Raw genomic sequence first — 24,131 nt, 5'->3', positions numbered from 1 at the left:
CGACGAATCAGGGCAGTCTATGTTTAATAAAACGAACGTGACAAGGCCATTTGGCCCTATAGTGTAAAAAATATTGAAAATTGACTGCCGCAGGTTTAGGGTGGCGAACAGCATGCGTTTGCTCCGCCTTGCGGAATTTTTGACAGTGCGCCCGCTGGGCGCCTGCACCTGATAAGTACATTAATAAGAGGACACGTTGTCATGGGTACCCTCACTCGCGCCGATTGGGAAGCTCGCGCCAAAGACCTGAAGATCGAAGGCCGCGCCTTCGTCAACGGTGAATACGTCGACGCCGCATCCGGCGCCACCTTCGATTGCATCAGCCCTGTGGATGGCCGCTTCCTGGCCAAGGTCGCCAGTTGCGACCTGGCCGATGCCGAGAGTGCCGTGCAGGTCGCCCGTGCCGCGTTCGAATCCGGCGTGTGGTCGCGCCTGGCCCCGGCCAAGCGCAAGAAGGTCATGATCCGCTTCTCCGAGCTGCTGCTGGAGAACGCCGAGGAACTGGCCCTGCTGGAAACCCTCGACATGGGCAAGCCGATCAGCGACTCGCTGAGCATCGACGTCAACAGCGCCGCCAACAGCCTGCGCTGGAGCGGTGAAGCGATCGACAAGATCTACGACGAAGTCGCCGCCACCGCGCACAACGAACTGGGCCTGGTCACCCGCGAGCCGGTCGGCGTCGTCGCTGCCATCGTGCCGTGGAACTTCCCGCTGCTGATGACCTGCTGGAAGCTCGGCCCGGCGCTGTCCACCGGTAACTCGGTGATCTTGAAGCCCTCCGAGAAGTCCCCGCTGACCGGCATCCGCATCGCCCAGCTGGCCATCGAGGCCGGCATCCCGAAAGGCGTGTTCAACGTCCTGCCGGGCTTCGGTCACACCGTGGGCAAGGCCCTGGCCCTGCACATGGACGTCGACACCCTGGTGTTCACCGGTTCGACCAAGATCGCCAAGCAACTGATGGTGTACGCGGGTGAATCGAACATGAAGCGCGTCTGGCTGGAAGCCGGTGGCAAGAGCCCGAACATCGTCTTCGCCGACGCCCCGGACCTGAAGGCCGCCGCCGAAGCCGCTGCCAGCGCCATTGCCTTCAACCAGGGCGAAGTCTGCACCGCCGGCTCGCGCCTGCTGGTGGAGAAGTCGATCAAGGCCGAGTTCGTGCCGATGGTCGTCGAAGCCATCAAGGCCTGGAAGCCGGGCAACCCGCTGGACCCGGAAACCAACGTCGGTGCGCTGGTCGACACCACCCAGATGAACAACGTGCTGAGCTACATCCAGGCCGGCCACGACGACGGCGCCAAGCTGGTGGCCGGCGGCAAGCGCACCCTGGAAGAGACCGGCGGCACCTACGTCGAGCCGACCATCTTCGACGGCGTGACCAACGCCATGCGCATCGCCCGTGAAGAGATCTTCGGCCCGGTGCTGTCGGTCATCGAGTTCACCGATGCCGAGGAAGCCGTGCGCATCGCCAACGACACCCCGTACGGCCTGGCCGCGGCGGTGTGGACCAGCGACCTGTCCAAGGCCCACCTGACCGCCAAGGCGCTGCGCGCCGGCAGCGTGTGGGTGAACCAGTACGACGGCGGCGACATGACCGCTCCGTTCGGTGGCTTCAAGCAGTCCGGCAACGGCCGTGACAAGTCGCTGCACGCGTTCGACAAGTACACCGAGCTGAAGGCTACCTGGATCAAGTTGTAATCCAGAGCTGAAGCAGGTCGGCCCCGCTTCAGGGGCCGGCTCTGAAGAAGAGCCACACCCGCGGCCGGGTTTCCCTCAGGGAAGCCCGGCCGCTGTGCATTGCGCATCGGGCACCCTCGCGCCTGGCGTGCGCTCCGGATGGAACGGGAGAAAGACAATGCGTTGGGGACCGTATTTTGCTGTGTGTGCTGCCGTCATCAGCATCGGCCTGGCCCTGGGCCTGACCATGCCGCTGGTGTCGCTGCGTCTGGAAGGCTGGGGCTATGGCAGCTTCGCCATCGGCGTCATGGCGTCCACCCCGGCGGTGGGCGTCCTGCTGGGGGCGATGATTTCCGGGCGCCTCGCCGCACGCTTCGGCACGCCCCGGCTGATGCGCCTGTGCCTGATCTCCGGGGCCTTCTCGGTCGGCCTGCTGGCGCTGCTGCAGAGCTATCCGATCTGGCTGGTCCTGCGCCTGCTGATCGGCGTGCAGCTCACCGTGGTGTTCATCCTCGGGGAAAGCTGGATCAACCAGCTCGCCATCGAAAAGTGGCGCGGCCGCCTGGTCGCCCTGTATGGCACCGGTTACGCGCTGAGCCAGTTGTCCGGCCCGGTGCTGCTGACCTTCATCGGCACCGCCGACAACCGTGGCTTCTGGTTCAGCGTCTGCCTGCTGGTGGGCGGCTCGCTGTTGCTGCTGGGCCGTACCGGCGCACCCAAAGTGGACCCGCACAGTGCCAACGGCCGCGGCCTGTTCGCCTTCTGCGCCCAGCTGCCGGCGATCGCCTGGGCTGTGGTGCTGTTCGCCGGCTTCGAGGCGATGATCCTGACCCTGCTGCCGGTGTATGGCGTGCAGCAGGGCTTCACCCAGGCCGTGGCGCTGGCGATGGTCAGCACCGTGGTGGTGGGCGACGCGCTGCTGCAACTGCCCATCGGCTGGCTGGCCGACCGCATCTCCCGGCAGACGCTGTTCAAGGGCTGCGGCATCGTGCTGTTCGCCAGCAGCCTCGCCATGCCGCTGTTGCTGCAGCACATCGCCATCTGGCCGGTGCTGGTGCTGTTCGGCGCCAGCGCGGGCGGGCTGTTCACCCTGTCGCTGATCCTCATCGGCGAGCGCTACCGCGATGATGCGCTGGTCCGCGCCAATGCGCACATCGCCCAGCTCTGGGGCATCGGTTGCCTGATCGGGCCGTTGACCACCGGCGCGGTCAGCCAATGGATCAGCGGCCACGCGCTGCCCCTGGTGATGGCGCTGGGCGCGGCGGGGTTCGTGGTGCTGGTGTCCTACCGCGGCTTGCCGCCGGTGACGCAGGTGGCTGACGGCGGGCTGCAGCAGGATCGCTCCTAGAGCATCTTCTCCAGCCCGATGGCGCCGGCGATCCACGCGTTGAGCCGACGCCAGACGTTGCCCGGCTCACGGTCAAGCTCGATCAGGTGGCCGTTGCGTTCCTCGATCCAGACCAGCCTGGGCGGGTCGCTGTCGGGCGCGATCTTCACCTGGTAGCTGACGCTGGGCGACATACTGGCCAGCGCCAGGCGGCGCACCTGGTCGGCCAGTTCCGCGCTGTCGACGATGATGCCGACCTCGGTGTTCCACAGCACCGAGCGCGGGTCGAAGTTCAGCGAGCCGACGAACACCTTCTGCTGGTCGAACACCGCCGCCTTGCTGTGCAGGCTGGCGCTGCTCGAGCCGCGCACCATCCACGGCGCGCCGGAGAGGCGCTGGTCCGGGTCGGCGCGCAGCTCGTAGAGTTTCACCCCGTGCCCCAGCAGCTCCAGCCGGTAGGGCGCATAGCCGGCGTGCACGGCGGGCACGTCGGTGGCTTCCAGCGAGTTGGTCAGCAGGCGCACGCTGACGCCGCGGTCGGCGCGCTGGGTCAGGTACTGGGCGCCGGCGTTGGTCGGCACGAAATAGGCCGAGACCAGGATCAGCTCCTTCGACACGTTGTCGAACAGCGGCTGCAGCTGGGTGCTGAGCAACTGCTCGCCCTTCGGGTCGCCCTGGTCGAGCACCTTCAGCGGCGTGTCCCACACCGCCTTGCCCGGCGCCCACACCAGGTCGTCCAGCCAGTTCTGCAGGTGCGGGCGATCGCTGTTGCGGTTCAGCCGGGCGATGTAGCTGGAGCTCTTCACCCGTTCCTTGGCCAGGTAGCGATCCAGTTTGCGGCGCATGTGGTCGAGTTCGTCGAGGTCCGGGTCGCTCCACAGATAGTCCTCGATGGGCCGGCTGATGCGGCTGTTCCAGTACTGGTCGAAGCTCTGCCCCAGCGATTGCGCCACGGGGCCGACGCCCATCAGGTCGAGGTCGCTGAAGTTCATCTCGGCCTTGGCGTCGAAGTACTCGTCGCCCAGGTTGCGGCCGCCGACGATGGCCACGCTGTTGTCCGCCAGCAGCAGCTTGTTGTGCATGCGCCGGTGCTGCTCGGAGAGGTTGAACAGCCGCCCCAGGTTGCGCGTGACGCCGGTGCTGCGGCCCAGGTGCAGGGGGTTGAACAGGCGCACCTGGATGTTCGGGTGGGCGGCCAGGTTGCCCAGCTCGTAGTCCCAGCCGTCACTGCTGGTGTCGTCGATCAGGATGCGCACGCGCACGCCGCGATCCGCCGCGTGCAGCAGCTCGCGGATCAGCGCGCGGGTGGTGAGGCCGTCATGGACGATGTAGTACTGGATGTCGAGGCTGCGCTGGGCCTTGCGGATCAGCTCCGCGCGGGCGAGGAAGGCGTCCACGCTGGCGGCCAGCAGGTGGAAGCCGGACTGGCCGGGATGGGCCGCGGCGCGCTCGCTGATCTCGTTGTCCAGCCGGGTGCCCTGCACCGGCAGCACGTGCGAGGGCTCAGGGGGCGGCGCACTGGCGCAGCCGCCCAGGGCCAGCAGGATCAGCAGAAGCAGGCGTGGAAGCAAAGAGGCGTCTCCGACAAGCCCGCCGGTGGCGGGCTGCGGAAGATTCTAGCCGCTGGTGGGCGTTGGCGGTCAGCTGCCAAGGGTTTCCTTGAAGCGGTACCAGGCCATGCCCAGCGCCAGCAGCGGCGAGCGCAGCAGCTTGCCGCCGGGGAAGGTGATGTGCGGCACCTTGGCGAACAGCTCGAAGCCGCTGCCCTGCTGGCCGGTGATGGCCTCGGCGAGCAGCTTGCCGGCCAGGTGCGTGGCGTTCACCCCATGGCCGGCGTAGGCCTGGGCGAAGTACACGTTGGGCTGGTCGGGCAGGCGGCCGATCTGCGGCAGGCGATTGGCGCCGATGCCGATCATGCCGCCCCACTGGTAGTCGATGCGCACGTTCGCCAGGTGCGGGAACACCTTGAGCATCTTCGGCCGCATGTAGGCGGCGATGTCCGCCGGGTCGCGCCCGGAATAGTGGCAGGCGCCGCCGAACAGCAGGCGGTTGTCGGCGGAGAGGCGGTAATAGTCCAGCGCCACGCGCTGGTCGCACACCGCCATGTTCTGCGGCAACAGGGCGTGGGCCTGTTCGGCGGACAGCGGCTCGGTGGCGATCACGTAGCTGCCGGCGGGCAGCACCTTGCCGTCGAGGTAGGGATTGAGACCGTTCTGGTAGGCGTTGCAGGCGATCACCAGGGTCCTGGCGTGCACGCTGCCGCGGGCGGTGCGTACGCGCACTTCGCTGCCGTAGTCGATGCCGGTGACGGCGGAGTTCTCGAACAGCTTCACGCCCAGGCCCTGCGCCGCCGCGGCTTCGCCCAGGGCGAGGTTGAGCGGGTGCAGGTGGCCGGAGCCCATATCCACCAGGCCGCCGACGTACTGGTCGGAGCCGACGATGGAGCGCATGTCCTGTTTCGGGATCATGCGCAGTTCGTGGCGGTAGCCGAGGCTCTTCAGCTCATCGAGATCTTCCTGGAAGCCTTCGACGTCCGAGGGCTTGTTGGCCAGGTCGCAGTAGCCCCAGGTCAGGTCGCAGTCGATGGAGTACTGGGCGACGCGGCGGCGGACGATCTCCACGGCCTCCAGGCCCATCAGCTTCAGGGCGCGCACGCCATCGGCGCCGATGACCGGCTCGAACTGTTCCAGGCCATGGCCGACGCCGCGGATCAGTTGCCCGCCGTTGCGCCCGCTGGCGCCCCAGCCGATCTGGTGGGCTTCCAGGAGGATCACCGACAACCCGCGCTCGGCCAGCTCGATCGCCGTGTTCAGGCCGGAAAAGCCGCCGCCGATGATGCAGACGTCGGCCTTCTCCTCGCCGGCCAGGGACGCTGCGTCGAGCTGGCGATTGACGCTGGCGGCGTAGTAGGACGGGGCGTGGCGGTCGGTGTGCACTGGCTGGTGAACGCGGGCGTTCATGTGCGATATCCTGATTTTTGTGTTGTTAAAATTTTACGCAGGATAAGCGCCGACTTCCCGCCCAGCCAATAGGCGTGGCCGCAAAAAACACGGGAAGTCGCAAATAAAGCACAGGCGCATGCTGGAAACGCCGGGGAACCGGCGCGCCGGATCAGTCCGGGATGGGCAGCGTGAGGCTTTCCTTCACCTCTTCCATCACGATGTAGCTCTTGGATTCGCGCACGTGGGGCAGCTTGAGCAGGATGTCGCCCAGCAGCTTGCGGTAGGAGGCCATTTCCGAGATACGCGCCTTCACCAGGTAGTCGAAATGGCCCGAGACCAGGTGGCATTCCAGCACGTGGGGCAGCTTGAGCACCGAGCGGCGGAAGTCCTCGAAGGTATCGCCGGACTTGTAGTCCAGGCTGATCTCGACGAACACCAGCAGGCTGGCCTTGAGGTACTGCGGGTTCAGCCGGGCGTTGTAGCCCATGATGATCCCCTCGCGCTCCAGCCGGCGCACGCGCTCGGTGCACGGCGTGGTGGACAGGCCGACGCGCTCGCCCAGTTCGGTGAAGGAGATGCGACCTTCCTCCTGCAGGATGCGCAGGATGTTGCGGTCGATCTTGTCCAGTTCGCGGCGGCTTTGATGCTGGGTTCTCATGGGATGGACTCTGAAGTCGAGCAAAGAGCTTTGGGGGAATGTCGGCAATATAGTCGGTTGTGCAGGGAATATCACTGGCAACCCTTGAACTTCCCGCGCCGGACGGCCAGCCTGTAGGCCAACGTAACGCCGTTTTCGGCCGATGCCGGTCGTTCTTCGCAGAGGCTTTCGCATGTCGCTTCCCCGCCTGCGCACCGTTCTCCTGCTGCTGTTGCTGCTCCTGGCACTGGCGGTCGGCGCGGTGTGGCTGGCGGTTCCGCGCCTGCTGGCGAATGCCGGGGTGAGTATCGAGCACTGGCAGGGCCTGGGCATTTCCCGCCAGGGCCTGACGCTGCAGCGCCTGGCCCTGCAACGGCAGACGCCGGACGGCGCGCGCCTGGCGATACAGCTGCAGGACCTGCGCGTCGGCTGGCCCGAGCATGAAGACGGACGCTGGCGCCTGAAAGAGCTGGCGGCCGGCATGATCGACGTGCGCCAGTGGCCGGGGCAGGGCGCGCCGGAGGATGACGCCGCGTTACCGGATATCGCCCAGCTCAACCGGTGGCTGGCGCTGCTGCCCGGCCGGCTGGCGCTGGAGCATCTTGCCGTGGAGCTGCCCTGCGCCCGCGAGCAGCGCTGCAGCCTCAACGGCAGCGCCCACTGGCAGCAGATCCAGGGCGGCGCCGCCGCGCTGGGCGGTGAGCTGCGCCAGGGCGGCCAGCAATTGGCATTCAACGGCCTGCTGCAACCGGGTGACGGCCAGTGGCGCCTGCGACTGGACAGCTACCTGGACAACGAACAACTGCTGTCCCTCGACTCCAGCTGGACGCCCGCCAGCCGCCAGCTCAGCGGCAGTCTCTACAGCCCCGCGGTGCCGCCGGTGCAGGCGGTGCGCAACTGGCTCGGCGCATGGCTGCCGACGCCGAACCTGCCGTTGCCGATCCCCGAGGCCGGGCGCCTGCGCCTGAGCTGGGACACCCACCTGGCCGGCGACGCCGCCTGGCCGGACTGGCCGGACTGGCCGGGCCTGCGCGACGGCCAGGGCAGCATCGATCTCGCCCTGCAACTGCCACAGCCCTGGCCTTTGCCGGGCGCGGGCAATCTGCAGGGCGACTTGCGGCTGATCGCCGGCGCGACCGCCAACGGCTGGCGCCCGACGGTGGTGAGCGGGGATTTGCGCCTGTCCGATCTCTACGGCGACTGGCTGCAGGCGTTGCCGGTCGGCCTGCGCCCGGCGCGCCTGACCCTGCGCCTGGAGCCCGGCGTGGACGACGAGGCCGGCAGCGTGCGCGCCGACCTTCGCGCCGAGGGCGCCGCCGATCTGCGCCTGCGTTCCCGCGTGGCGCTGCTGGAGGCGACCCCGCTGGCGCTGCAACTGAGCGATTCGCGGCTGGAGGGGAAGGTCCCGCACCTGGAGCTGGCCGGCCTGCGCGGCGACAACAGCCGCGTCGACCTGGGCTTCGACGGCCGGATCGATCAGCAGTCGGCGAGTTTCAACGTAGCCGATGGCGCCCACGTCCAAGTCGGCACGCTGGCCGGTCCGCCATCGCTCAAGGCCAGCAGGCTGGCCGCCTCGCTGGGCAAAGGCACGCTGAATCTCGGGTATGCCAGTGACACGCCGGCCACCCTGCAACTGGATGCCCCGTTGAAACTGGCCGTAGGCGAGTTGCGCCAGCCCCACGTCAAGCCGCTGTCCTGGAATGCCGTGGGTACGCTCGTGGCCAGTCTCGACGCCCAGCAGTTCAAGGGGCGCCTGCTGAACAGCGGCGGCCTGAATGCCGAGGTCGATCTCAGCCACTCGGCAAAGCAGGGGATTGCCCTGAGTGCGCGCCATCCCGAATTCTTCCTGCGCACCGGCAACCCGCTGGAAAAGTCCCTCGGCGACTGGCCCGGCCTGCTCAGCCTGAACAATGGCAAGGCCAGCGTCGACCTGAACTGGCGCCTGCCGCCGGGCAACGCGCCGCAGAGCCTGGAGCTGAACCTGCGTGGCAGTGGGCTGGAAGGCGTCTACGACCGCAGCGAAATCCACGGCCTCGACCTCCAGGCGAACGTCGCCGTGAAGGGCGCGCAGATGCAGGTGCAACTGCCGCAGGTGAAGGTCGCCTCGCTCAACCCCGGCGTGACCCTGGGGCCGTTGACTGTGCAGGGCAGCTACACGGCATTGCTGGCGGCGCCGCTGGCCGGGCGGGTCGACTGGCGACAGGCCGAGCTGGGCCTGTTCAACGGCCGCGCCTGGCTGCCGGCGGGTGCCGTGGATCTTTCCACGCGTGGCCAGGGTCTGACCCTGCGGCTGGAAGGGCTGGCGCTGGAGGCGATTCTCGCGGCCTACCCGGCTGAAGGGCTGTCCGGCACCGGCATCCTCGACGGCAACCTGCCGCTGGCGTTGAACCAGGGCAAGCTGGTGATCCACGGCGGCGAGGTCGCCGCGCGGGAGCCGGGCGTGCTGCAGTTCCGCTCGGCGAAGATCCAGTCACTGGGCCAGAGCAACCCGGCCATGCAACTGGTGGCCACCGCCATCGACGATTTCCGCTACGACAAGCTGAGCAGCCGCGTGGATTATGATGAATCCGGCACGCTGCTCCTCGCCCTGAGCCTGAGCGGGCGCAACCCCGCGCTGGAGCAGGGGCGGCCGATCAACCTCAACGTCAACCTGGAGGAGAACGTGCCCAAGCTGCTCACCAGCCTGCAACTGAGCGACCGGGTCAGCGACACCATCCGCAAGCGCGTGCAGGACCGCCTGCGCAACGACCCGGCCGCCGCGCCATGACCGCAAGGAGACCCTGACATGCGCCTTCGCGCCCTATTTGCCCTACTGCTCCTGGCCGGCCTCGCCCAGGGCTGCACGCCCACCGTGCAGCTGGCGGCGCCCAAGGAGCCGATCAACATCAACCTCAACGTGAAGATCGAGCACGAGATCTACATCAAGGTCGACAAGGCGCTCGACGGCATCATCAACGAGAACAGCGGCCTGTTCTAAACAAGGAGCCTTTGCATGAGATTGCACCGCAAACTGGGCGTCGCACTGGTCGCCCTCTGCCTGAGCCTGCCGGTCATGGCCATGAGCCTGGAACAGGCGATGTCCGCCCTGGGTGGCGCCAAGTCCCAGGGCCTGGTCGGCGAGCAGGCCGACGGCTACCTGGGCGTCGTGAAGAATGGCGGCGAGGCCGCCGACATCGCCGCGCAGATCAACGCCGCACGCCGTGCCGAGTACCAGAAGGTCGCCAGCCAGAGCGGCGCCACCCTCAAGGACGTGGAAGCCCTGGCCGGCAAGAAGGCCATCGACCGCACGCCGTCGGGGCAGTACGTGCAGGTCAACGGCCAGTGGGTGCGCAAGTAGGTACGCCAAGGGGATTTCCCTGCTCGCCGCCGCCTCCGGTGGTGAGCCCGCGGCACGGCGCCGCAAGCAGGTAATTCCCGTCGCGGATCGGTTGGACGCGAGAAGTTCTGGCCGATGCGCCTCTGTTCGCTATTTCCTCTGGATCTGGTGAAAATTTCGCCAGATCCTCGACCACTCGGTCTCCGGCGAAAATGCTGTAATCCTGGTGGATGTCCCTCCGTGAAAGCGACTTTTACCAGGATTTTTCCTCAAATAGCGCATCGCAATCAGTGAATATCGCTGAGCCTGACTTCCTATACTGCGCGCATCTACGTTCAGAATAAGAAACGTCCGCGCCCCTGGCGCGACGTAGGAGGCAAAGATGCGCGTTCTGGTGCTTGGCAGCGGTGTGATCGGTACCGCCAGTGCTTACTATCTCGCCCGTGCCGGCTTCGAAGTGGTCGTGGTCGACCGCCAGCCCGGCCCGGCTCTGGAAACCAGCTTCGCCAACGCCGGCCAGGTTTCGCCTGGCTACGCCTCGCCCTGGGCTGCCCCGGGCATCCCGCTCAAGGCCATGAAATGGCTGCTGCAGACCCACGCCCCGCTGGCCATCAAGCTGACCGGCGACCCGAGCCAGTACAGCTGGATGTGGCAGATGCTGCGCAACTGCAACGCCAAGAGCTACGCGGTGAACAAGGAGCGCATGGTGCGCCTGTCCGAGTACAGCCGCGACTGCCTCGACGAACTGCGCGCCGAGACCGGCATCAGCTACGAAGGTCGCTCCCTGGGCACCACCCAGCTGTTCCGCACCCAGGCCCAGCTGGACTCCGCCGCCAAGGACATCGCCGTGCTGGAAAGCACCGGCGTGCCCTATGAAGTCCTCGACCGCGCCGGCATCGCCCGCGTCGAACCGGCCCTGGCCAAGGTGGCCGACAAGCTGGTCGGCGCGCTGCGCCTGCCCAACGACCAGACCGGCGACTGCCAGATGTTCACCACCAAGCTGGCCGAGATGGCCAAGGCCCTGGGCGTGGAATTCCGCTTCGGCCAGGACATCCAGCGCCTGGACTTCGCCGGCGACCGCATCAATGGCGTGTGGGTCGATGGCCAGCTGGTCACCGCCGACCGCTACGTGCTCGCGCTGGGCAGCTACTCGCCGCAGATGCTCAAGCCGCTGGGCATCGACGCCCCGGTCTACCCGCTCAAGGGTTACTCGCTGACGGTGCCGATCACCAACCCGGACATGGCGCCGACCTCGACCATCCTCGACGAGACCTACAAGGTCGCGATCACCCGCTTCGACCAGCGCATCCGCGTAGGCGGCATGGCGGAGATCGCCGGCTTCGACCTGTCGCTGAACCCGCGTCGCCGCGCCACCCTGGAAATGATCACCACCGACCTGTACCCCGAAGGCGGCGACGTCAGCCAGGCCGAGTTCTGGACCGGCCTGCGCCCGGCGACCCCGGACGGCACCCCGATCGTCGGTGCCACCCGCTACCGCAACCTGTTCCTCAATACCGGCCACGGCACCCTGGGCTGGACCATGGCGTGCGGCTCGGGCCGCTACCTCGCCGACCTGATGGCCAAGAAGCGCCCGCAGATCAGCACCGAGGGCCTGGACATCTCCCGCTACGGCGCTGCCTCGGAGGCCCACGATGGCCATCCTGCGCCTGCACACTAACCAGCGCATGAGCCAGGCGGTCGTCCACAACGGCACGGTGTACCTTGCCGGCCAGGTGGCGGACGACCTCAGCGCCGGAGTCGAACAGCAGACCCGCGACGTCCTCGCCCGCATCGAGCGCCTGCTCGAGGAAGCCGGCACCGACCCGTCGCGGATTCTCTCGGCAACCATTTACCTCAAGGACGTCGCCGCCGACTTCGCCGGCATGAACGGCGTCTGGGACCAGTGGGTCCCGCAGGGCTGCGCCCCGGCGCGCGCCACCGTCCAGGCGGCGCTGTGCTACCCGGAGATTCTCGTCGAGATCTCCGTCGTCGCCGCACTGCCCTGATCGTTTTGCGTGGCCCGGCCGGAGCGCCGGGTTTTTTTCGTCCGTCGTTTTGTTCCACCCACCATAAGAGAGCTTCGCCATGCGTCCCGCCCGTGCCCTGATCGACCTCGCCGCCCTGCGCCACAACTACCGCCTGGCCCGTGAAGTCTCCGGCGCCCGAGCGTTGGCGGTGGTCAAGGCCGACGCCTACGGCCATGGCGCTGTCGCTTGCGCCAAGGCATTGGAAGGCGAGGCCGACGGTTTCGCCGTGGCCTGCATCGAGGAAGCACTGGAACTGCGCGAAGCCGGCATCCGCGCGCCGATCCTGCTGCTCGAAGGCTTTTTCGAGGCCAGCGAACTGGAACTGATCGACGCCCATGACTTCTGGTGCGTGGTGCATTCGGCCTGGCAACTGGAAGCCATCGAACGTGCGCGCCCGAGCAAGCCGCTGACGGTCTGGCTGAAGATGGACTCGGGCATGCACCGCGTCGGTTTCTTCCCGCAGGACTATGCCGCCGCGCTGGCGCGCCTGAAGGCGCTGCCCCAGGTGGCCAAGGTCGTGCTGATGAGCCACTTCTCCCGCGCCGACGAACTGGACTGCCCGCGGACCGGGGAGCAGGTCGCCGCCTTCCAGGCCGTGCGCGAAGCCGCAGGCCAGGGCCACGAGATCAGCCTGCGTAACTCCCCCGGCATCCTCGGCTGGTCGGACGTGCCCAGTGACTGGGTGCGCCCCGGCATCATGCTCTACGGCGCCACTCCCTTCGAACAGGCGCATCCGCTGGCTGACCAGCTGCGCCCGGTGATGACCCTGGAATCCCAGGTCATCAGCCTCCGCGAACTGCCGGCCGGCGAGCCGGTGGGCTATGGAGCTCGCTTCATCGCCGACCGCCCGGTGCGCGTCGGCGTGGTCGCCATGGGTTACGCCGACGGCTATCCGCGCCAAGCGCCGGATGGCGCGCCGGTGTTCATCGACGGCAAGCCCAGCCGCATCATCGGCCGCGTTTCCATGGACATGCTCACCGTGGACCTGACCGACCTGCCCCAGGCCGGCCTGGGCAGCCGCGTCGAACTCTGGGGCCCGAACGTCCCCGCCAGCCAGCTGGCCGCCCTGTGCGGCAGCATCCCCTACCAGCTGTTCTGCAACCTCAAGCGCGTTCCGCGGGGCTACCTGGGCGAGTGACGGATACCGCCCGTAAAGTTTGCGCAGGATCGGCGGGCGATCTGTTGTAAATACTGAACGGTGTTGCCATGATACGTGGCACTTGGAACCCGCTCGGCTCAAGCCGTTGCGGGTTCTGCCTTTCAGAGCCTGCCTGATCACAAGAATAAGGAGGACCCCACCCTTGGACGTCGGTGCTCGTCTGCAAGCCATCCGTAAGCTCAAAGGTTTGTCCCAGCGCGAACTCGCCAAACGGGCGGGCGTAACCAACAGCACGATCTCGATGATCGAGAAGAACAGCGTCAGCCCCTCCATCAGCTCGCTGAAGAAAGTGCTGGGTGGTATTCCGATGTCCCTGGTCGAGTTCTTTTCCCTCGATCTGGAGCAGAGCAGCAACACTCCGGTGGTCTACAAGGCAGACGAACTCAGCGACATGTCCAGCGGCTCGATCATCATGAAGCTGATCGGCAAGGACTATCCCAGCCGCGCCATCACCCTGCTCGACGAGACCTACCCGCCGGGTTCCGACACCGGTGACGACATGTACGCCCACGAAGGCGAAGAGACCGGCGTGCTGGTCGAAGGCCGCCTGGAACTGACCGTTGGCGACGAGACCTTCGTCCTCGAGTGCGGCGACAGCTACTATTTCGACAGCACCAAGCCGCACCGCTTCCGCAACCCGTTCGAAGCCCCGGCGCGGCTGATCAGCGCGACTACTCCGGCAAATTTTTGAACAGCCGGTAGGACCGGCCAGACCAGCTGCGACCTAATGCCGCAAAGGCCTGCAAGGCAGTGCAATTGTTTCGAGCTTCCCGGCTTTGCCGTTATACTTGCGCCCGCTCGCGCGGCCCGAGACTGTGACTGCACCGCGACCGGGCGTGATAAGCCACGATGAGGGTGAAAGGGTGAACCTGATTAGAAAAATCCTGGCAGCCCAAGCTGCCGTACTGGCCCTGTGGGCAGTGAGCGTTCAGGCCGCGACCAACGATGACGCCATTGCCAAGCGTCTCGAACCTGTCGGCAAAGTCTGCGTCCAGGGCAAGGAATGCGAAGGCGTTGGCGCCGTCGCTTCTGCCGGTGGCGGCGGTGCCCCGCGTTCGGGCGAAGAGATTGTCGGCAAGGTCTGCACCAACTGCCACGGCAGCGGCCTGCTGGGCGCGCCGAAAGTCGGCGACAAGGCTGACTGGGGCAAGCGTGCGAAAGAACAAGGCGGCCTCGACGGCCTGCTGGCCAAGGCCATCTCGGGTATCAACGCCATGCCGCCCAAGGGCACCTGCGCTGATTGCTCCGATGACGAGCTGAAAGCTGCGATTCACCACATGTCCGGCCTGTAAGCCGCCGACCTGTGCGAAGGAGCCGCCCACGGGCGGCTTTTTCATGCCCGCGATATGTCACCGGATGAGTCACGGGAGCAACTTTTGCGCCCAGCCGGTCCAAACTCCTGTCGTTGAAACGAACCAGGAGCGAAACCGGTGCAATCCTGCTCGATCGAAACCGCCGTCGAACACCTGCTGCAACGCCTGGACGGACACATCCGCCTCGGCCTGCCGCTGGGGCTGGGCAAGCCCAACCAACTGGCCAACGCGCTGTACCGGCACATCCGCGAGAACCCGCGCCGGCAGCTGACGCTCTACACCGCGCTGTCCCTCGGGCGTCCGCAGGCCGGTGGGGAGCTGCAGCGGCGTTTTCTCGAGCCCTTCGTCGAGCGCATCTACGGCGACTATCCCGAGCTGGATTACCTGCATGACCTGCGCAGCGGCAGCCTGCCGGCGAACATCCGCGTCGAGGAGTTCTACCTGCAACCCGGCAGCCTCCTGGACAGCGCCCCGGCGCAGCAGAACTACATCAGTTGCAACTACAGCCACGTGGCGCGCGACATCAACGCCAAGGGTGTCAACGCCGTCGCCCAGCTGGTGGCCCGCGACCCGGCGCGGCCGGGCAAGCTGAGCCTCGCCTGCAACCCGGACATCACCCTGGACTTGCTGCCGATGTTGCAGCGCCGCCGCGCGGCGGGGGAAACCATCGTCACCATCGGCGTGGTCCACGACCAGTTACCCTACATGCCCGGCGACGCCGAGGTGGACGAGGATCTCTTCGACCTGCTGGTGGACGCGCCGGGCGACAGCAGTACGCTGTTCTCCACGCCCAACCTGCCGGTGGGGCTGCAGGATCACTGCATCGGCCTGCATGCCAGCGCCCTGGTACGCGACGGCGGCACCCTGCAGGTCGGCATCGGCTCCATGGGCGACGCCCTGACCTCCGCGCTGCTCACCCGCCAGCGCAACAATGACGGTTACCGCGCGCTGCTCGAGCGCCTCGACTCCACCAGCCGCCACGCCGGGCTGATCGAGCGCGACGGCGGGCTGGCTCCCTTCGAGCAGGGCCTGTACGGCTGCAGCGAGATGTTCGTCCCCGGCCTGCTGGCGCTGGCCGAGGCCGGCGTATTGAGCCGGCGCGTCGCCGCAAGGCCGGGGGCCTCGCCCGCCGAGCCAGGCGTATGGCTGCATGGCGGCTTCTTCCTCGGCCCGCAGGCTTTCTACCAGCGCCTGCGCGAGATGCCCCGCGAGGCGCTGGCCGGGATCGGCATGACCGGCATCGGCTTCGTCAACAACCTCTACCGCGACGAGGAGCTCAAGCGCCAGCAGCGGCGCGACGCGCGCTTCATCAACAGCGCCTTCACCGTGACCCTGCTGGGGGCCGGCGTCGCCGACCAGCTCGAAGACGGCCGGGTGCTCAGCGGCGTTGGCGGGCAGTACAACTTCGTCGCCCAGGCCCATGAGCTGGAAGGCGGGCGCTCCATCCTGATGCTGCGCAGCTGGCGCGAATCCGAAGGCGAGCTGAGTTCCAACATCGTCTGGAGCTACGGCCACACCACCATTCCCCGGCACCTGCGCGACATGGTGGTGACCGAGTACGGCATCGCCGACCTGCGCGGCAAGAACGACGCCGAGGTCATCGCCGCGATGCTCGCCATCGCCGACTCGCGCTTCCAGGACGAACTGATCGCCCAGGCCCAGGACGCCGGCAAGCTGCCGAAGGAGTTCGAACTGGACGCGCGTTACCGCCACAACACCCCGCAGCGCCTGCGCGAGGCGACCCAGGGGCTGCGCACGCTGCTGCCGGAATTTCCGCTGGGCTGCGACTTCACCGAGCACGAGCGCGACCTGCTGCGGGCGCTGGGCTGGTTGAAGAGCAAGCTGCGGCTGAGCGAAATCCTCGAACTGGGCAAGGCGACCCTGGACGCGCCGGAGCCGGAGGCGTTCCCGCAACACCTGGAGCGCATGGGGCTGGCGAAGCCGGAGGGGCTGCGCGAAGAGTTGTACCAGCGGCTGGTACTGGCCGGGCTTAAAGCCAGCCGACCAAGCCTGTAGGAGCAACTGCCTTCTTTCTGACAAGTTGGTGCCGACGTTCCCCTCACCCCAGCCCTCTCCCGGAGGGAGAGGGAGCAGATTGTGCCGACTGACGCTGAAGTTTCATCCTGCACCGGACCGTCCAGAGGATTAGCGTGAGACAGGCCCGAACGCTGGAGTATCACTGTAGGAGCGGGCCATGCCCGCGAACCGCCGGCAGGCGAATGAAAAAAGGCGGACCCCGCCAGGGGCCCGCCTTTTTCGTGGAGCGCCGGATCAGTCCTCGAGGAACTCGACCTGACCATTGGCCAGGGATTTCACCCGGGCCAGGGATTCCACACGGTAGCCTTCGCTTTCCAGCAGCGCGCGGCCTTCCTGGAAGGACTTCTCGATGACGATGCCCAAACCGGCGACGGATGCGCCCGCCTGCTGGATCAGGTCGATCAGCGCCTTGGCGGCGTGGCCGTTGGCGAGGAAGTCGTCCACCACCAGCACGTGGTCGGCGGCGGTCAGGTGCTTGGCGGAAATGGCGATGGTGCTTTCGGTCTGCTTGGTGAAGGAGAAGACCTTGGAGATCAGCAGGTCGTTCTTCAGCGTCAGCGACTGGAACTTGCGGGCGAAGATCACCGGGATGCCCAGCTCCAGGCCGGCCATGACCGCCGGGGCGATGCCCGAGGCCTCGATGGTGACGATCTTGGTGATGCCCTGGTTCTTGAAGCGTTCGGCGAACTCGTGGCCGATCAACTTCATCAGCGCCGGGTCGATCTGGTGGTTGAGGAAGGCGTCTACCTTGAGGACCTGTTCGGAAAGAACGATGCCTTCGCTGCGAATTTTGTCTTTGAGAGTGTTCACGGGGGGAGCTTCCGAAGCGGCTGTCGCTGATGAAGCGCGTAATTCTACAACGCCATCGGCCCTGTGCGCGACGTTCCGACCAATGCAATTGCTGATCGAATGGACAGTTTTTCGATAGGCGGAAAGGTACACCTCGACGTAGGAGCGGATTCATCCGCGATCCGGCCGGCAGGCCGGTGGCCACCGGATGACAATCGCGGACGGAGTCCGCTCCTACGCGCCAGCCCGCCATGGGCGCAGGGCGAACAACCTGGAACGGGTTATCCGCTGCAATAAAAAACCAGGCTCAGCGCTTGAGCAGCGCCCGGATATCCGCCAGCGCCGAGTTGCCCTTGGCCACCTTGACCTCCTGCGGTGCATCTTCCTGGCCTTCCCAGACCAGGTCTTCCGGCGGCAGCTCGTCGAGGAAGCGGCTGGGCGAGCAGTCGATGATCTCGCCGTACTGCTTGCGCTTGGCGGCGAAGGTCATGGCCAGGTTCTTCTTCGCCCGGGTGATGCCCACATAGGCCAGGCGCCGCTCTTCCTCAATGGTATCGGCCTCGATGCTGGAGCGGTGCGGGAGGATTTCCTCCTCCACGCCGAGAATGAACACGTAGGGGAATTCCAGGCCCTTGGAGGCGTGCAGGGTCATCATCTGCACGCCGTCGGCGCCTTCTTCCTCTTCCTGCTGGCGCTCGAGCATGTCGCGCAGCACCAGTTTGGCGATGGCCTGCTCGATGGTCATGTCGCCTTCTTCGTCCCGCTCCAGGGTGTTCTTCAGCGCGTCGATGAGGAACCAGACGTTGCCCATGCGGAAATCGGCGACCTTGTCACTGGACGCGTTCTGCCGCAGCCAGTTCTCGTAGTCGATGTCCATCACCATGCTGCGCAGCGCACCGATCGGATCGCTGCCGGCGCACTGCTCGCGGACCTTGTCGATGAAGCGCTTGAAGCGCTGCAGGCGCTCGACGTAGCGGGCGTCCAGCCGTTCGGACAGGCCCATTTCCTCGATGGCGTTGAACATCGAGCAGCCGCGCTCGGTGGCGTAGTTGCCGAGCTTTTCCAGGGTGGTGGAACCGATCTCGCGGCGCGGCACGTTGATCACGCGGAGGAAGGCGTTGTCATCGTCCGGGTTCACGAGGAGGCGGAAATAGGACATCAGGTCCTTCACCTCCTGGCGTCCGAAGAAGCTGGTGCCTCCTGACAGGTGATAGGGAATCTGGTGGTGCTGCAGTTTCAGCTCGATCAGCTTCGCCTGATAGTTGCCCCGGTAGAGGATGGCGAATTCGCTGTAGGGCCGCTGCGTCTTCAGGTGGATGGTGAGAATCTCCATGGCCACCCGCTCGGCCTCGGCCTCCTCGTTGCGGCAACGAATCACGCGGATCGGGTCGCCTTCGCCCATTTCGCTCCACAGCTGTTTCTCGAACACGTGGGGATTGTTGGCGATGAGGATGTTGGCGCACTTGAGGATGCGGCTGGTGGAGCGGTAGTTCTGCTCCAGCATCACCACCTTCAGCGACGGGAAGTCTTCCTTGAGCTGCATCAGGTTTTCCGGACGCGCGCCACGCCAGGCGTAGATCGACTGGTCGTCGTCGCCCACTACGGTGAAGTGCGCGCGTTGCTGCACCAGCATCTTCACCAGCAGGTACTGGCTGGCGTTGGTGTCCTGGTACTCGTCCACCAGCATGTAGCGCACGCGGTTGCGCCACTTGTCGAGGATTTCCGGGTGCTCCTGGAACAGCTTCACCGGTTGCAGGATGAGGTCGTCGAAGTCCACCGCGTTGTACGCCTTGAGCGTGCGCTGGTAGTGCAGGTAGACCATTGCGGCAGTCTGTTCCTTGGGATTGCGCGCCTTTTCCAGCGCCTCTTCCGGAAGGATCAGATCGTTCTTCCAGCCGCCGATCAGGTTCTTGATCTCGTCCAGACCGTCATCGCCGGAATATTCCTTCTGCATGATGTCGGTCATCAGCGCCTTCACATCGCTCTCGTCGAAGATCGAGAAGCCGGGCTTGTAGCCCAGGGCCGCATGTTCCTTGCGGATGATGTTCAGGCCCAGGTTGTGGAAGGTCGAGACGGTCAAGCCCTTGCCTTCGCCGGGGCGCAGCAGGGTGCTGACGCGCTCCTTCATCTCGCGGGCGGCCTTGTTGGTGAAGGTCACGGCGACGATGTACTGGGCGCGGATGCCGCACTGCTGCACCAGGTAGGCGATCTTGCGGGTGATCACGCTGGTCTTGCCGGAGCCGGCGCCGGCCAGCACCAGGAGCGGGCCGCCGACGTAGTTCACGGCCTCTTGCTGCCGGGGATTGAGTCGGGACATGAAAGGCGGGGGTCTGTAGCGAAGCGGGCGCGTATTCTAGCAGGCCGCGCCAGGCGTCGGGGTGCCGCTCGGAATAGCGGCGATCTGTGACACGATCGTACTTATGTGTTTTGGATAAATCTGTACATGTATTAGGCTTGTGACAGCAATACTTGAAGAAAACTCTTAAGAGTTTCTCTGAAGTTTCGTTTGCATCCGTGGGAAGTCCGGATGGCGTCGCTTCAAAACCGGGGGAAATGGGCGCAGGGACGGTGCCTGGAGTTTCTCCCCTTTCTCGAGATACATGGGGGTCGCTTGGCAGCGTCGGTTGAACCAACGCGCCTGCTCCTGCTGGCGGAAGCGCCGCAGTGGGCCCAGCTACTGCGCGGGCATCTGGCCGCGTTGGGACAGGGCTATTCGCTGATCACGGCCCCGTCCTGGCAGGCCGCCAGCGCCCTGTTCGACGAGGACCAGGTCGGCCTGGTGCTCGCCACGCCCGGCAAGCTGCCGTCCGCCCACCAGTGCCATCTGCCGCAGGTCCTGCTGCTGGAGCGCGAGCCCGCGCAAGAGCCGGTGGGCGTGGCCGATTATCTGGTGGCCGAATCCCTCAGCGTCGAAGTCCTGCGCCGCACCCTGCGCTACGTGCGCGAGCGCACGTCGCTGCAGAACACCCTGCAGAGCCTGGCCGAGCAGGACCCGCTGACCGGCATCGCCAACCGCCAGGGCTTCCAGACCCTGCTCGCCGCCCGCCTGAGCGAGAGCGAAGGGCGCGGCCTGGCGCTGGGCCACCTGGACCTGGACAACTTCCGCCACGTCAACGATGCCCTCGGCCACCAGGCCGGCGACCGCCTGATCCTGCAGGTGGTGGCGCGGCTGAAGGCGCACCTGGACAGTGGCGACGACATCGCCCGCCTGGGCAGCGACGAATTCGCCCTGCTGCTGGACACCCGCCGCGACCCGGCGCGGGTGGAAAAGATCGCCGAGCTGATCGTCGAATCCCTGGGCGAACCCTACTGGGTGGAGGGCGAAAGCCTGTTGCTCGGCTGCAGCCTGGGCATGGCCCACGCCCGCGCCGGCGAAGCCGCCGACCCGTTGCTGTGGCACGCGCACATCGCCATGCAGCAGGCCAAGTCGCGCCAGGGCTGCACCTTCCACGTCTTCGACGAGCGCATCAACCGTGGCGCACGCAGCCTAGCCGACCTGGAAAGCGAGCTGCGCCGGGCGCTGCGCCGCGACGAACTGGAGCTGCACTACCAGCCGCGGCTGGACCTGCACAGCGGGCAGATCGTCGGCCTCGAAGCGCTGGTGCGCTGGCGCCACCCTGAGCGCGGCCTGCTGACGCCGGGCGACTTCGTGCCGCTGGCCGAGGAAAGCGGGCTGATCGTGCCGCTGGGCTACTGGGTCATCTCCCGCGCCCTGCGCGACATGCAGTGGCTGCGCGGGCGCGGCCTGCCACCGCTGCACATGGCGGTGAACCTGTCGTTCCGCCAGTTCCAGGACAGCCAGCTGCTGCCGACCCTGGAGCGCCTGATCCGCGAGCGCGGTGTCGACGCCCAGTGGCTGGAATTCGAACTCACCGAAACTGCCGTGATGCGCCGCAGCGACCAGGTCCTGCAGACCATGCAGGCGCTCGGCCGCCTGGGCGTGCGCTTCTCGCTGGACGACTTCGGCACCGGCTTCTCGTCCTTCGTGCACCTGAACAGCCTGCCGATCACCCTGCTGAAGATCGACAAGAGCTTCGTCGGTGGCATGCACGAGCGCCCGGAAAACCTGCAACTGGTGCGGGCCATGATCAACCTGGCGCACAACCTCAACCTGGAAGTGGTCGCCGAGGGCGTGGAAACCGCCGCCCAGCAGGACGAACTGCGCCAGTTCGGCTGCGACCAGGTGCAGGGCTACTGGATCAGCCGCCCGCTGCCGTTGGCGGAATTGGCGCGCTTCCTGGTGTTCGGCGCCAACCGCGCGTTGCGCCTGCAGGACTCGGTCAGCTAGCGGCAAGCTGGCACGGCCCGCACCGCGCCGGCCATGTGCGGGCGCAGCAGGCGCGAGGTCTTCGCCTCGAAGGCCAGGGTCAGGCCGATGGCCGCGCAGGCCAGCCCGGACGCCAACCCCCACCACACGCCACTCGGGCCCCAGCCCAGTGGGAAGGTCAGCAGCAGTGCCATGGGCACGCCCACCAGCCAGTAGCCGGCCAGCCCGACGAAGAAGGTGGTGCGCGCGTCCTTCAGGCCCCGGATCGCGCCCATGGCGATGCACTGGGTGCCGTCGAACAGCTCGAACCACGCGGCGATGGCCAGCAGGCTCACGGCCAGCTGCACCACCTCGCGGTTGGCCGGGTCCCGGTGGTCGATGAACAGGCCGATGACCAGCTCCGGCGCCAGCCAGAACAGTGCTGCGAAGGCGAACATGCCACTGGCGCCGACGCCGATGCCCAGTCGCCCGGCGCGACGCGCCTCGACCAGCCGGCCGGCGCCGTAGTGCTGGCCGATGCGGAAGGTGACCGCGTAGGAAATCCCCATGGGCACCATGAAGGCCACGTACACCGACTGGATGGCGATCTGGTGCGCCGCCAGCGCGGTACTGCCGATCACCCCCATGCACAGCGTCGCCACGGTGAACATGCCCGACTCCACCGCATAGGTGCCGCCGATGGAAATGCCCAGGCGCAGGGATTCGCCGACCACCTTGAGATCCGGCGTCGACAGCCCGGCCAGCAGCGGGTAGGGCGCATAGGCCCGGTGCCAGCGCAGGTACAGGGCGAAGATCACCGGCAGCGCGTTCATCACCACCGCGGTGACCATGCCGATGCCCGCCAGCCCCAGCCTCGGCAGGCCGAACAGGCCCTCGATGAAGGCATAGTTGAGGGCCAGGTTGGCCAGCGCGCCGATCAGGCTGATGGCCATGACCGGGCCGGGACGCTCGATGGCGCTGGTGAAGCCGCGCAGCACCATGAAGGCCATGTAGCCGGGCAGGGCGAAGACGATGCTGTGCAGAAAACTCATGGTGCCGGCCACCGTCTGCGGCGCCTGGCCGAAGGCGATGAGGATCGGCCCGAGGTTCCACAGCAGCAGGCCCGCCAGCAGCGCCAGCGCGCCGCCGATCCACAGGCCGGCCTGGGTTGCCTGCACCACGCCGCGAGCGTCCTTCGCCCCATGCCGGATCGCCACCAGGTTGCCGGTGGCCGCCACCACGCCGACGCAGAAGGTCGACACCAGTGCGTAGGTCGATGCGCCCAGGCCGCCGCTGGCCAGCGCCTCGCGGCCGAGCTTGCCCATCATCACGGTGTCGGTGAACACCATGGCCACGTAGGCCAGCTGCGCGGCGATCAGAGGGCCGGCGAGGCGGAGGATGGCGGCAAGTTCGTCACGGTACGGGCGTTTCATGAGTCAGGCTCAGCAAGCGGCAGGCGCCGCATCGATGGGAGTCGCTCATTCTCAGGCGGCCGTGGAGGCGGGCACAAAAGGAAAAATGCGATGCCATTCATGAGTCATACTCATGCTTTGCGTCGTTGGAGGCCCGCCATGAATCGCCAGTTGCCGCCGCTGTATGCCCTGCGCGCCTTCGAGGCGGCGGCGCGGCATGCGTCGTTCACCCGTGCCGCCGAGGAATTGGCGATCACCCAGAGCGCGGTGAGCCGGCACATCAAGACCCTGGAGGAACACTTCGCCTGCCGCCTGTTCCAGCGCCGCGGCCGCCAACTGGAACTGACCGAAACGGCGCGGATGCTGCTGCCCGGCGTGCGCGATGGCTTCGATGCGCTGGAGCGCGCCTGCGCCAGCCTGCGCGCCGAGGAGGGCGTGCTGCGCCTGAAGGCCCCCTCGACCCTGACCATGCGTTGGCTGCTGGCGCGGCTGAGCAAGTTCCGCATGCAGCACAGCGACAGCGAGGTGCAACTGACCAGCGCCTGGATGGACGTGGACCGGGTGGACTTCGTCCATGAGCCCTTCGATTGCGCGGTACTGCTCAGCGCCGGGCACTTCCCGCCGGACTGGGGGGCCACGCTGCTGTTTCCCGAATGGCTGATTCCCGTCGGTGCGCCGGAGCTGATGGCGGACGGCCCGTGGGACGCCGAGCGCCTGGCCGGCGCCGAGCTGCTGCACCCTACACCCGACCGGCGCGATTGGCGGCGCTGGCTGCAGCGCATGGGGCTGGGGGACAAGGTGTCGCTCAAGGGCGGGCAGGTGTTCGACACCCTGGAGCTGGGCATTGTCGCCGCCGTCCGCGGCTACGGCGTTTCCATCGGCGATCTGGTGATGGTCGCCGAAGAGGCCAACCAGGGGCGCCTGGCGCTGCCCTGGCCCAGCGCGGTGGCCAGCGGCGAAAGCTACTACCTGGTCTGGCCCCGCGCCCGCCGCAACCAGGAGCGGCTGCGCCGCTTGCGCGACTTCCTGCAGGCCGAGGTGCAGGCCATGCAGCTGCCACCGGTGGCGCTGCTCGACTGAGTCCGGCGACTCGCCCGGCCACCCGCGCCGTGCGCTGGACTGCCCGGCCGTCGCTGCTGGCAAAACCCCATGACGCGGATGGATACGTCCTGCCGCCGTCGCGACGCTTTACGTCGCTGCCGTCGCAGAGCTGAAACAGCGCTTTGCTAGGGTCATGACTGGACTAGTCCAG

19 protein-coding genes are annotated in these 24,131 nt (G+C 66.8%); 13 read left to right on the top strand and 6 right to left on the bottom strand.

What is annotated here, in order from left to right; genetic code table 11:
- The first annotated feature begins 201 nt into the window (after nt 1-201).
- The gene (locus N0B71_RS07200; protein ID WP_259758081.1) at nt 202-1,695 is read left to right on the top strand and encodes an aldehyde dehydrogenase; all 1,494 of its coding nucleotides are present in this window, start codon (nt 202-204) and stop codon (nt 1,693-1,695) included.
- A 157-nt stretch (nt 1,696-1,852) separates the two neighbouring features.
- A complete protein-coding gene (locus tag N0B71_RS07195) occupies nt 1,853-3,022 on the top strand; it encodes an MFS transporter (RefSeq protein WP_259758080.1) in 1,170 nt (389 codons plus the stop codon).
- Here the strand turns inward: N0B71_RS07195 and N0B71_RS07190 are convergent.
- From N0B71_RS07190 to dadR, 3 genes are all read right to left on the bottom strand, one after another.
- Nucleotides 3,019-4,572 (bottom strand): phospholipase D family protein, encoded by a 1,554-nt coding sequence (locus N0B71_RS07190; RefSeq protein WP_259758079.1) that lies wholly within the window; start codon nt 4,570-4,572, stop codon nt 3,019-3,021. The genes N0B71_RS07195 and N0B71_RS07190 overlap by 4 nt on opposite strands.
- 69 nt (nt 4,573-4,641) lie before the next feature.
- Nucleotides 4,642-5,961, bottom strand: coding sequence for an NAD(P)/FAD-dependent oxidoreductase (locus N0B71_RS07185; protein WP_259758078.1), 1,320 nt, complete (start codon nt 5,959-5,961; stop codon nt 4,642-4,644).
- Nucleotides 5,962-6,112: 151 nt separating this feature from the next.
- Entirely contained in the window at nt 6,113-6,601 is a 489-nt protein-coding gene (gene dadR, locus N0B71_RS07180) for a transcriptional regulator DadR (protein ID WP_015479539.1), read from the bottom strand.
- Between the two features lie 172 nt (nt 6,602-6,773).
- On the opposite strand from dadR, the gene N0B71_RS07175 reads away from it, so the two are divergent.
- From N0B71_RS07175 to N0B71_RS07135, 9 genes are all read left to right on the top strand, one after another.
- Nucleotides 6,774-9,347, top strand: coding sequence for a YdbH domain-containing protein (locus N0B71_RS07175; RefSeq protein ID WP_259758077.1), 2,574 nt, complete (start codon nt 6,774-6,776; stop codon nt 9,345-9,347).
- Between the two features lie 18 nt (nt 9,348-9,365).
- A complete protein-coding gene (locus N0B71_RS07170) occupies nt 9,366-9,557 on the top strand; it encodes a YnbE family lipoprotein (protein WP_081515164.1) in 192 nt (63 codons plus the stop codon).
- A gap of 15 nt (nt 9,558-9,572) precedes the next feature.
- Nucleotides 9,573-9,917, top strand: coding sequence for a YdbL family protein (locus tag N0B71_RS07165; RefSeq protein WP_259758076.1), 345 nt, complete (start codon nt 9,573-9,575; stop codon nt 9,915-9,917).
- 361 nt (nt 9,918-10,278) lie between these two features.
- Nucleotides 10,279-11,574, top strand: a complete 1,296-nt coding sequence (gene dadA, locus N0B71_RS07160) for a D-amino acid dehydrogenase (RefSeq protein WP_259758075.1) — start codon at nt 10,279-10,281, stop codon at nt 11,572-11,574.
- Nucleotides 11,549-11,902: a RidA family protein gene (locus tag N0B71_RS07155; protein ID WP_259758074.1), complete on the top strand. Its 354-nt coding sequence runs from the start codon at nt 11,549-11,551 to the stop codon at nt 11,900-11,902. The genes dadA and N0B71_RS07155 overlap by 26 nt, the downstream gene beginning before the upstream one ends.
- A gap of 79 nt (nt 11,903-11,981) precedes the next feature.
- Complete coding sequence (gene alr / locus N0B71_RS07150) at nt 11,982-13,061, top strand: alanine racemase (protein WP_259758072.1); 1,080 nt, start codon at nt 11,982-11,984, stop codon at nt 13,059-13,061.
- Nucleotides 13,062-13,224: 163 nt separating this feature from the next.
- Nucleotides 13,225-13,773, top strand: a complete 549-nt coding sequence (locus N0B71_RS07145) for a cupin domain-containing protein (RefSeq protein ID WP_259758071.1) — start codon at nt 13,225-13,227, stop codon at nt 13,771-13,773.
- A 172-nt stretch (nt 13,774-13,945) separates the two neighbouring features.
- On the top strand, nt 13,946-14,374 hold the full coding sequence (locus N0B71_RS07140) for a c-type cytochrome (protein WP_311197214.1): 429 nt from the start codon (nt 13,946-13,948) through the stop codon (nt 14,372-14,374).
- 198 nt (nt 14,375-14,572) lie between these two features.
- Complete coding sequence (locus tag N0B71_RS07135; RefSeq protein WP_259759499.1) at nt 14,573-16,411, top strand: acetyl-CoA hydrolase/transferase C-terminal domain-containing protein; 1,839 nt, start codon at nt 14,573-14,575, stop codon at nt 16,409-16,411.
- A 255-nt stretch (nt 16,412-16,666) separates the two neighbouring features.
- Here the strand turns inward: N0B71_RS07135 and N0B71_RS07130 are convergent, their stop codons facing one another.
- Both N0B71_RS07130 and rep read right to left on the bottom strand, forming a co-directional pair.
- Complete coding sequence (locus N0B71_RS07130) at nt 16,667-17,242, bottom strand: xanthine phosphoribosyltransferase (protein WP_081515169.1); 576 nt, start codon at nt 17,240-17,242, stop codon at nt 16,667-16,669.
- A gap of 286 nt (nt 17,243-17,528) precedes the next feature.
- Nucleotides 17,529-19,538 (bottom strand): DNA helicase Rep, encoded by a 2,010-nt coding sequence (gene rep / locus N0B71_RS07125; protein ID WP_259758069.1) that lies wholly within the window; start codon nt 19,536-19,538, stop codon nt 17,529-17,531.
- Nucleotides 19,539-19,832: 294 nt separating this feature from the next.
- Between rep and N0B71_RS07120 the strand changes: the two genes are divergently transcribed.
- Nucleotides 19,833-21,509, top strand: a complete 1,677-nt coding sequence (locus tag N0B71_RS07120) for a putative bifunctional diguanylate cyclase/phosphodiesterase (RefSeq protein ID WP_259758068.1) — start codon at nt 19,833-19,835, stop codon at nt 21,507-21,509.
- On the opposite strand, the gene N0B71_RS07115 is transcribed toward N0B71_RS07120, so the two are convergent.
- Nucleotides 21,506-22,900 carry a NorM family multidrug efflux MATE transporter gene (locus tag N0B71_RS07115; RefSeq protein WP_259758067.1) on the bottom strand — a complete coding sequence of 465 codons (1,395 nt, stop codon included), beginning with the start codon at nt 22,898-22,900 and terminating at the stop codon, nt 21,506-21,508. The genes N0B71_RS07120 and N0B71_RS07115 overlap by 4 nt on opposite strands.
- Before the next feature lie 138 nt (nt 22,901-23,038).
- Here N0B71_RS07115 and N0B71_RS07110 point away from each other — a divergent pair, with 138 nt between their 5' ends.
- Nucleotides 23,039-23,959, top strand: a complete 921-nt coding sequence (locus N0B71_RS07110) for a LysR substrate-binding domain-containing protein (RefSeq protein ID WP_259758065.1) — start codon at nt 23,039-23,041, stop codon at nt 23,957-23,959.
- Nucleotides 23,960-24,131 lie beyond the last annotated feature (172 nt).

This window comes from Pseudomonas sp. GCEP-101, from assembly GCF_025133575.1.
Classification (GTDB): domain Bacteria; phylum Pseudomonadota; class Gammaproteobacteria; order Pseudomonadales; family Pseudomonadaceae; genus Pseudomonas; species Pseudomonas nitroreducens_B.
Note: the sequence above shows the minus strand (reverse complement) of the source record. Positions and strands in the feature narration are given on the sequence as shown.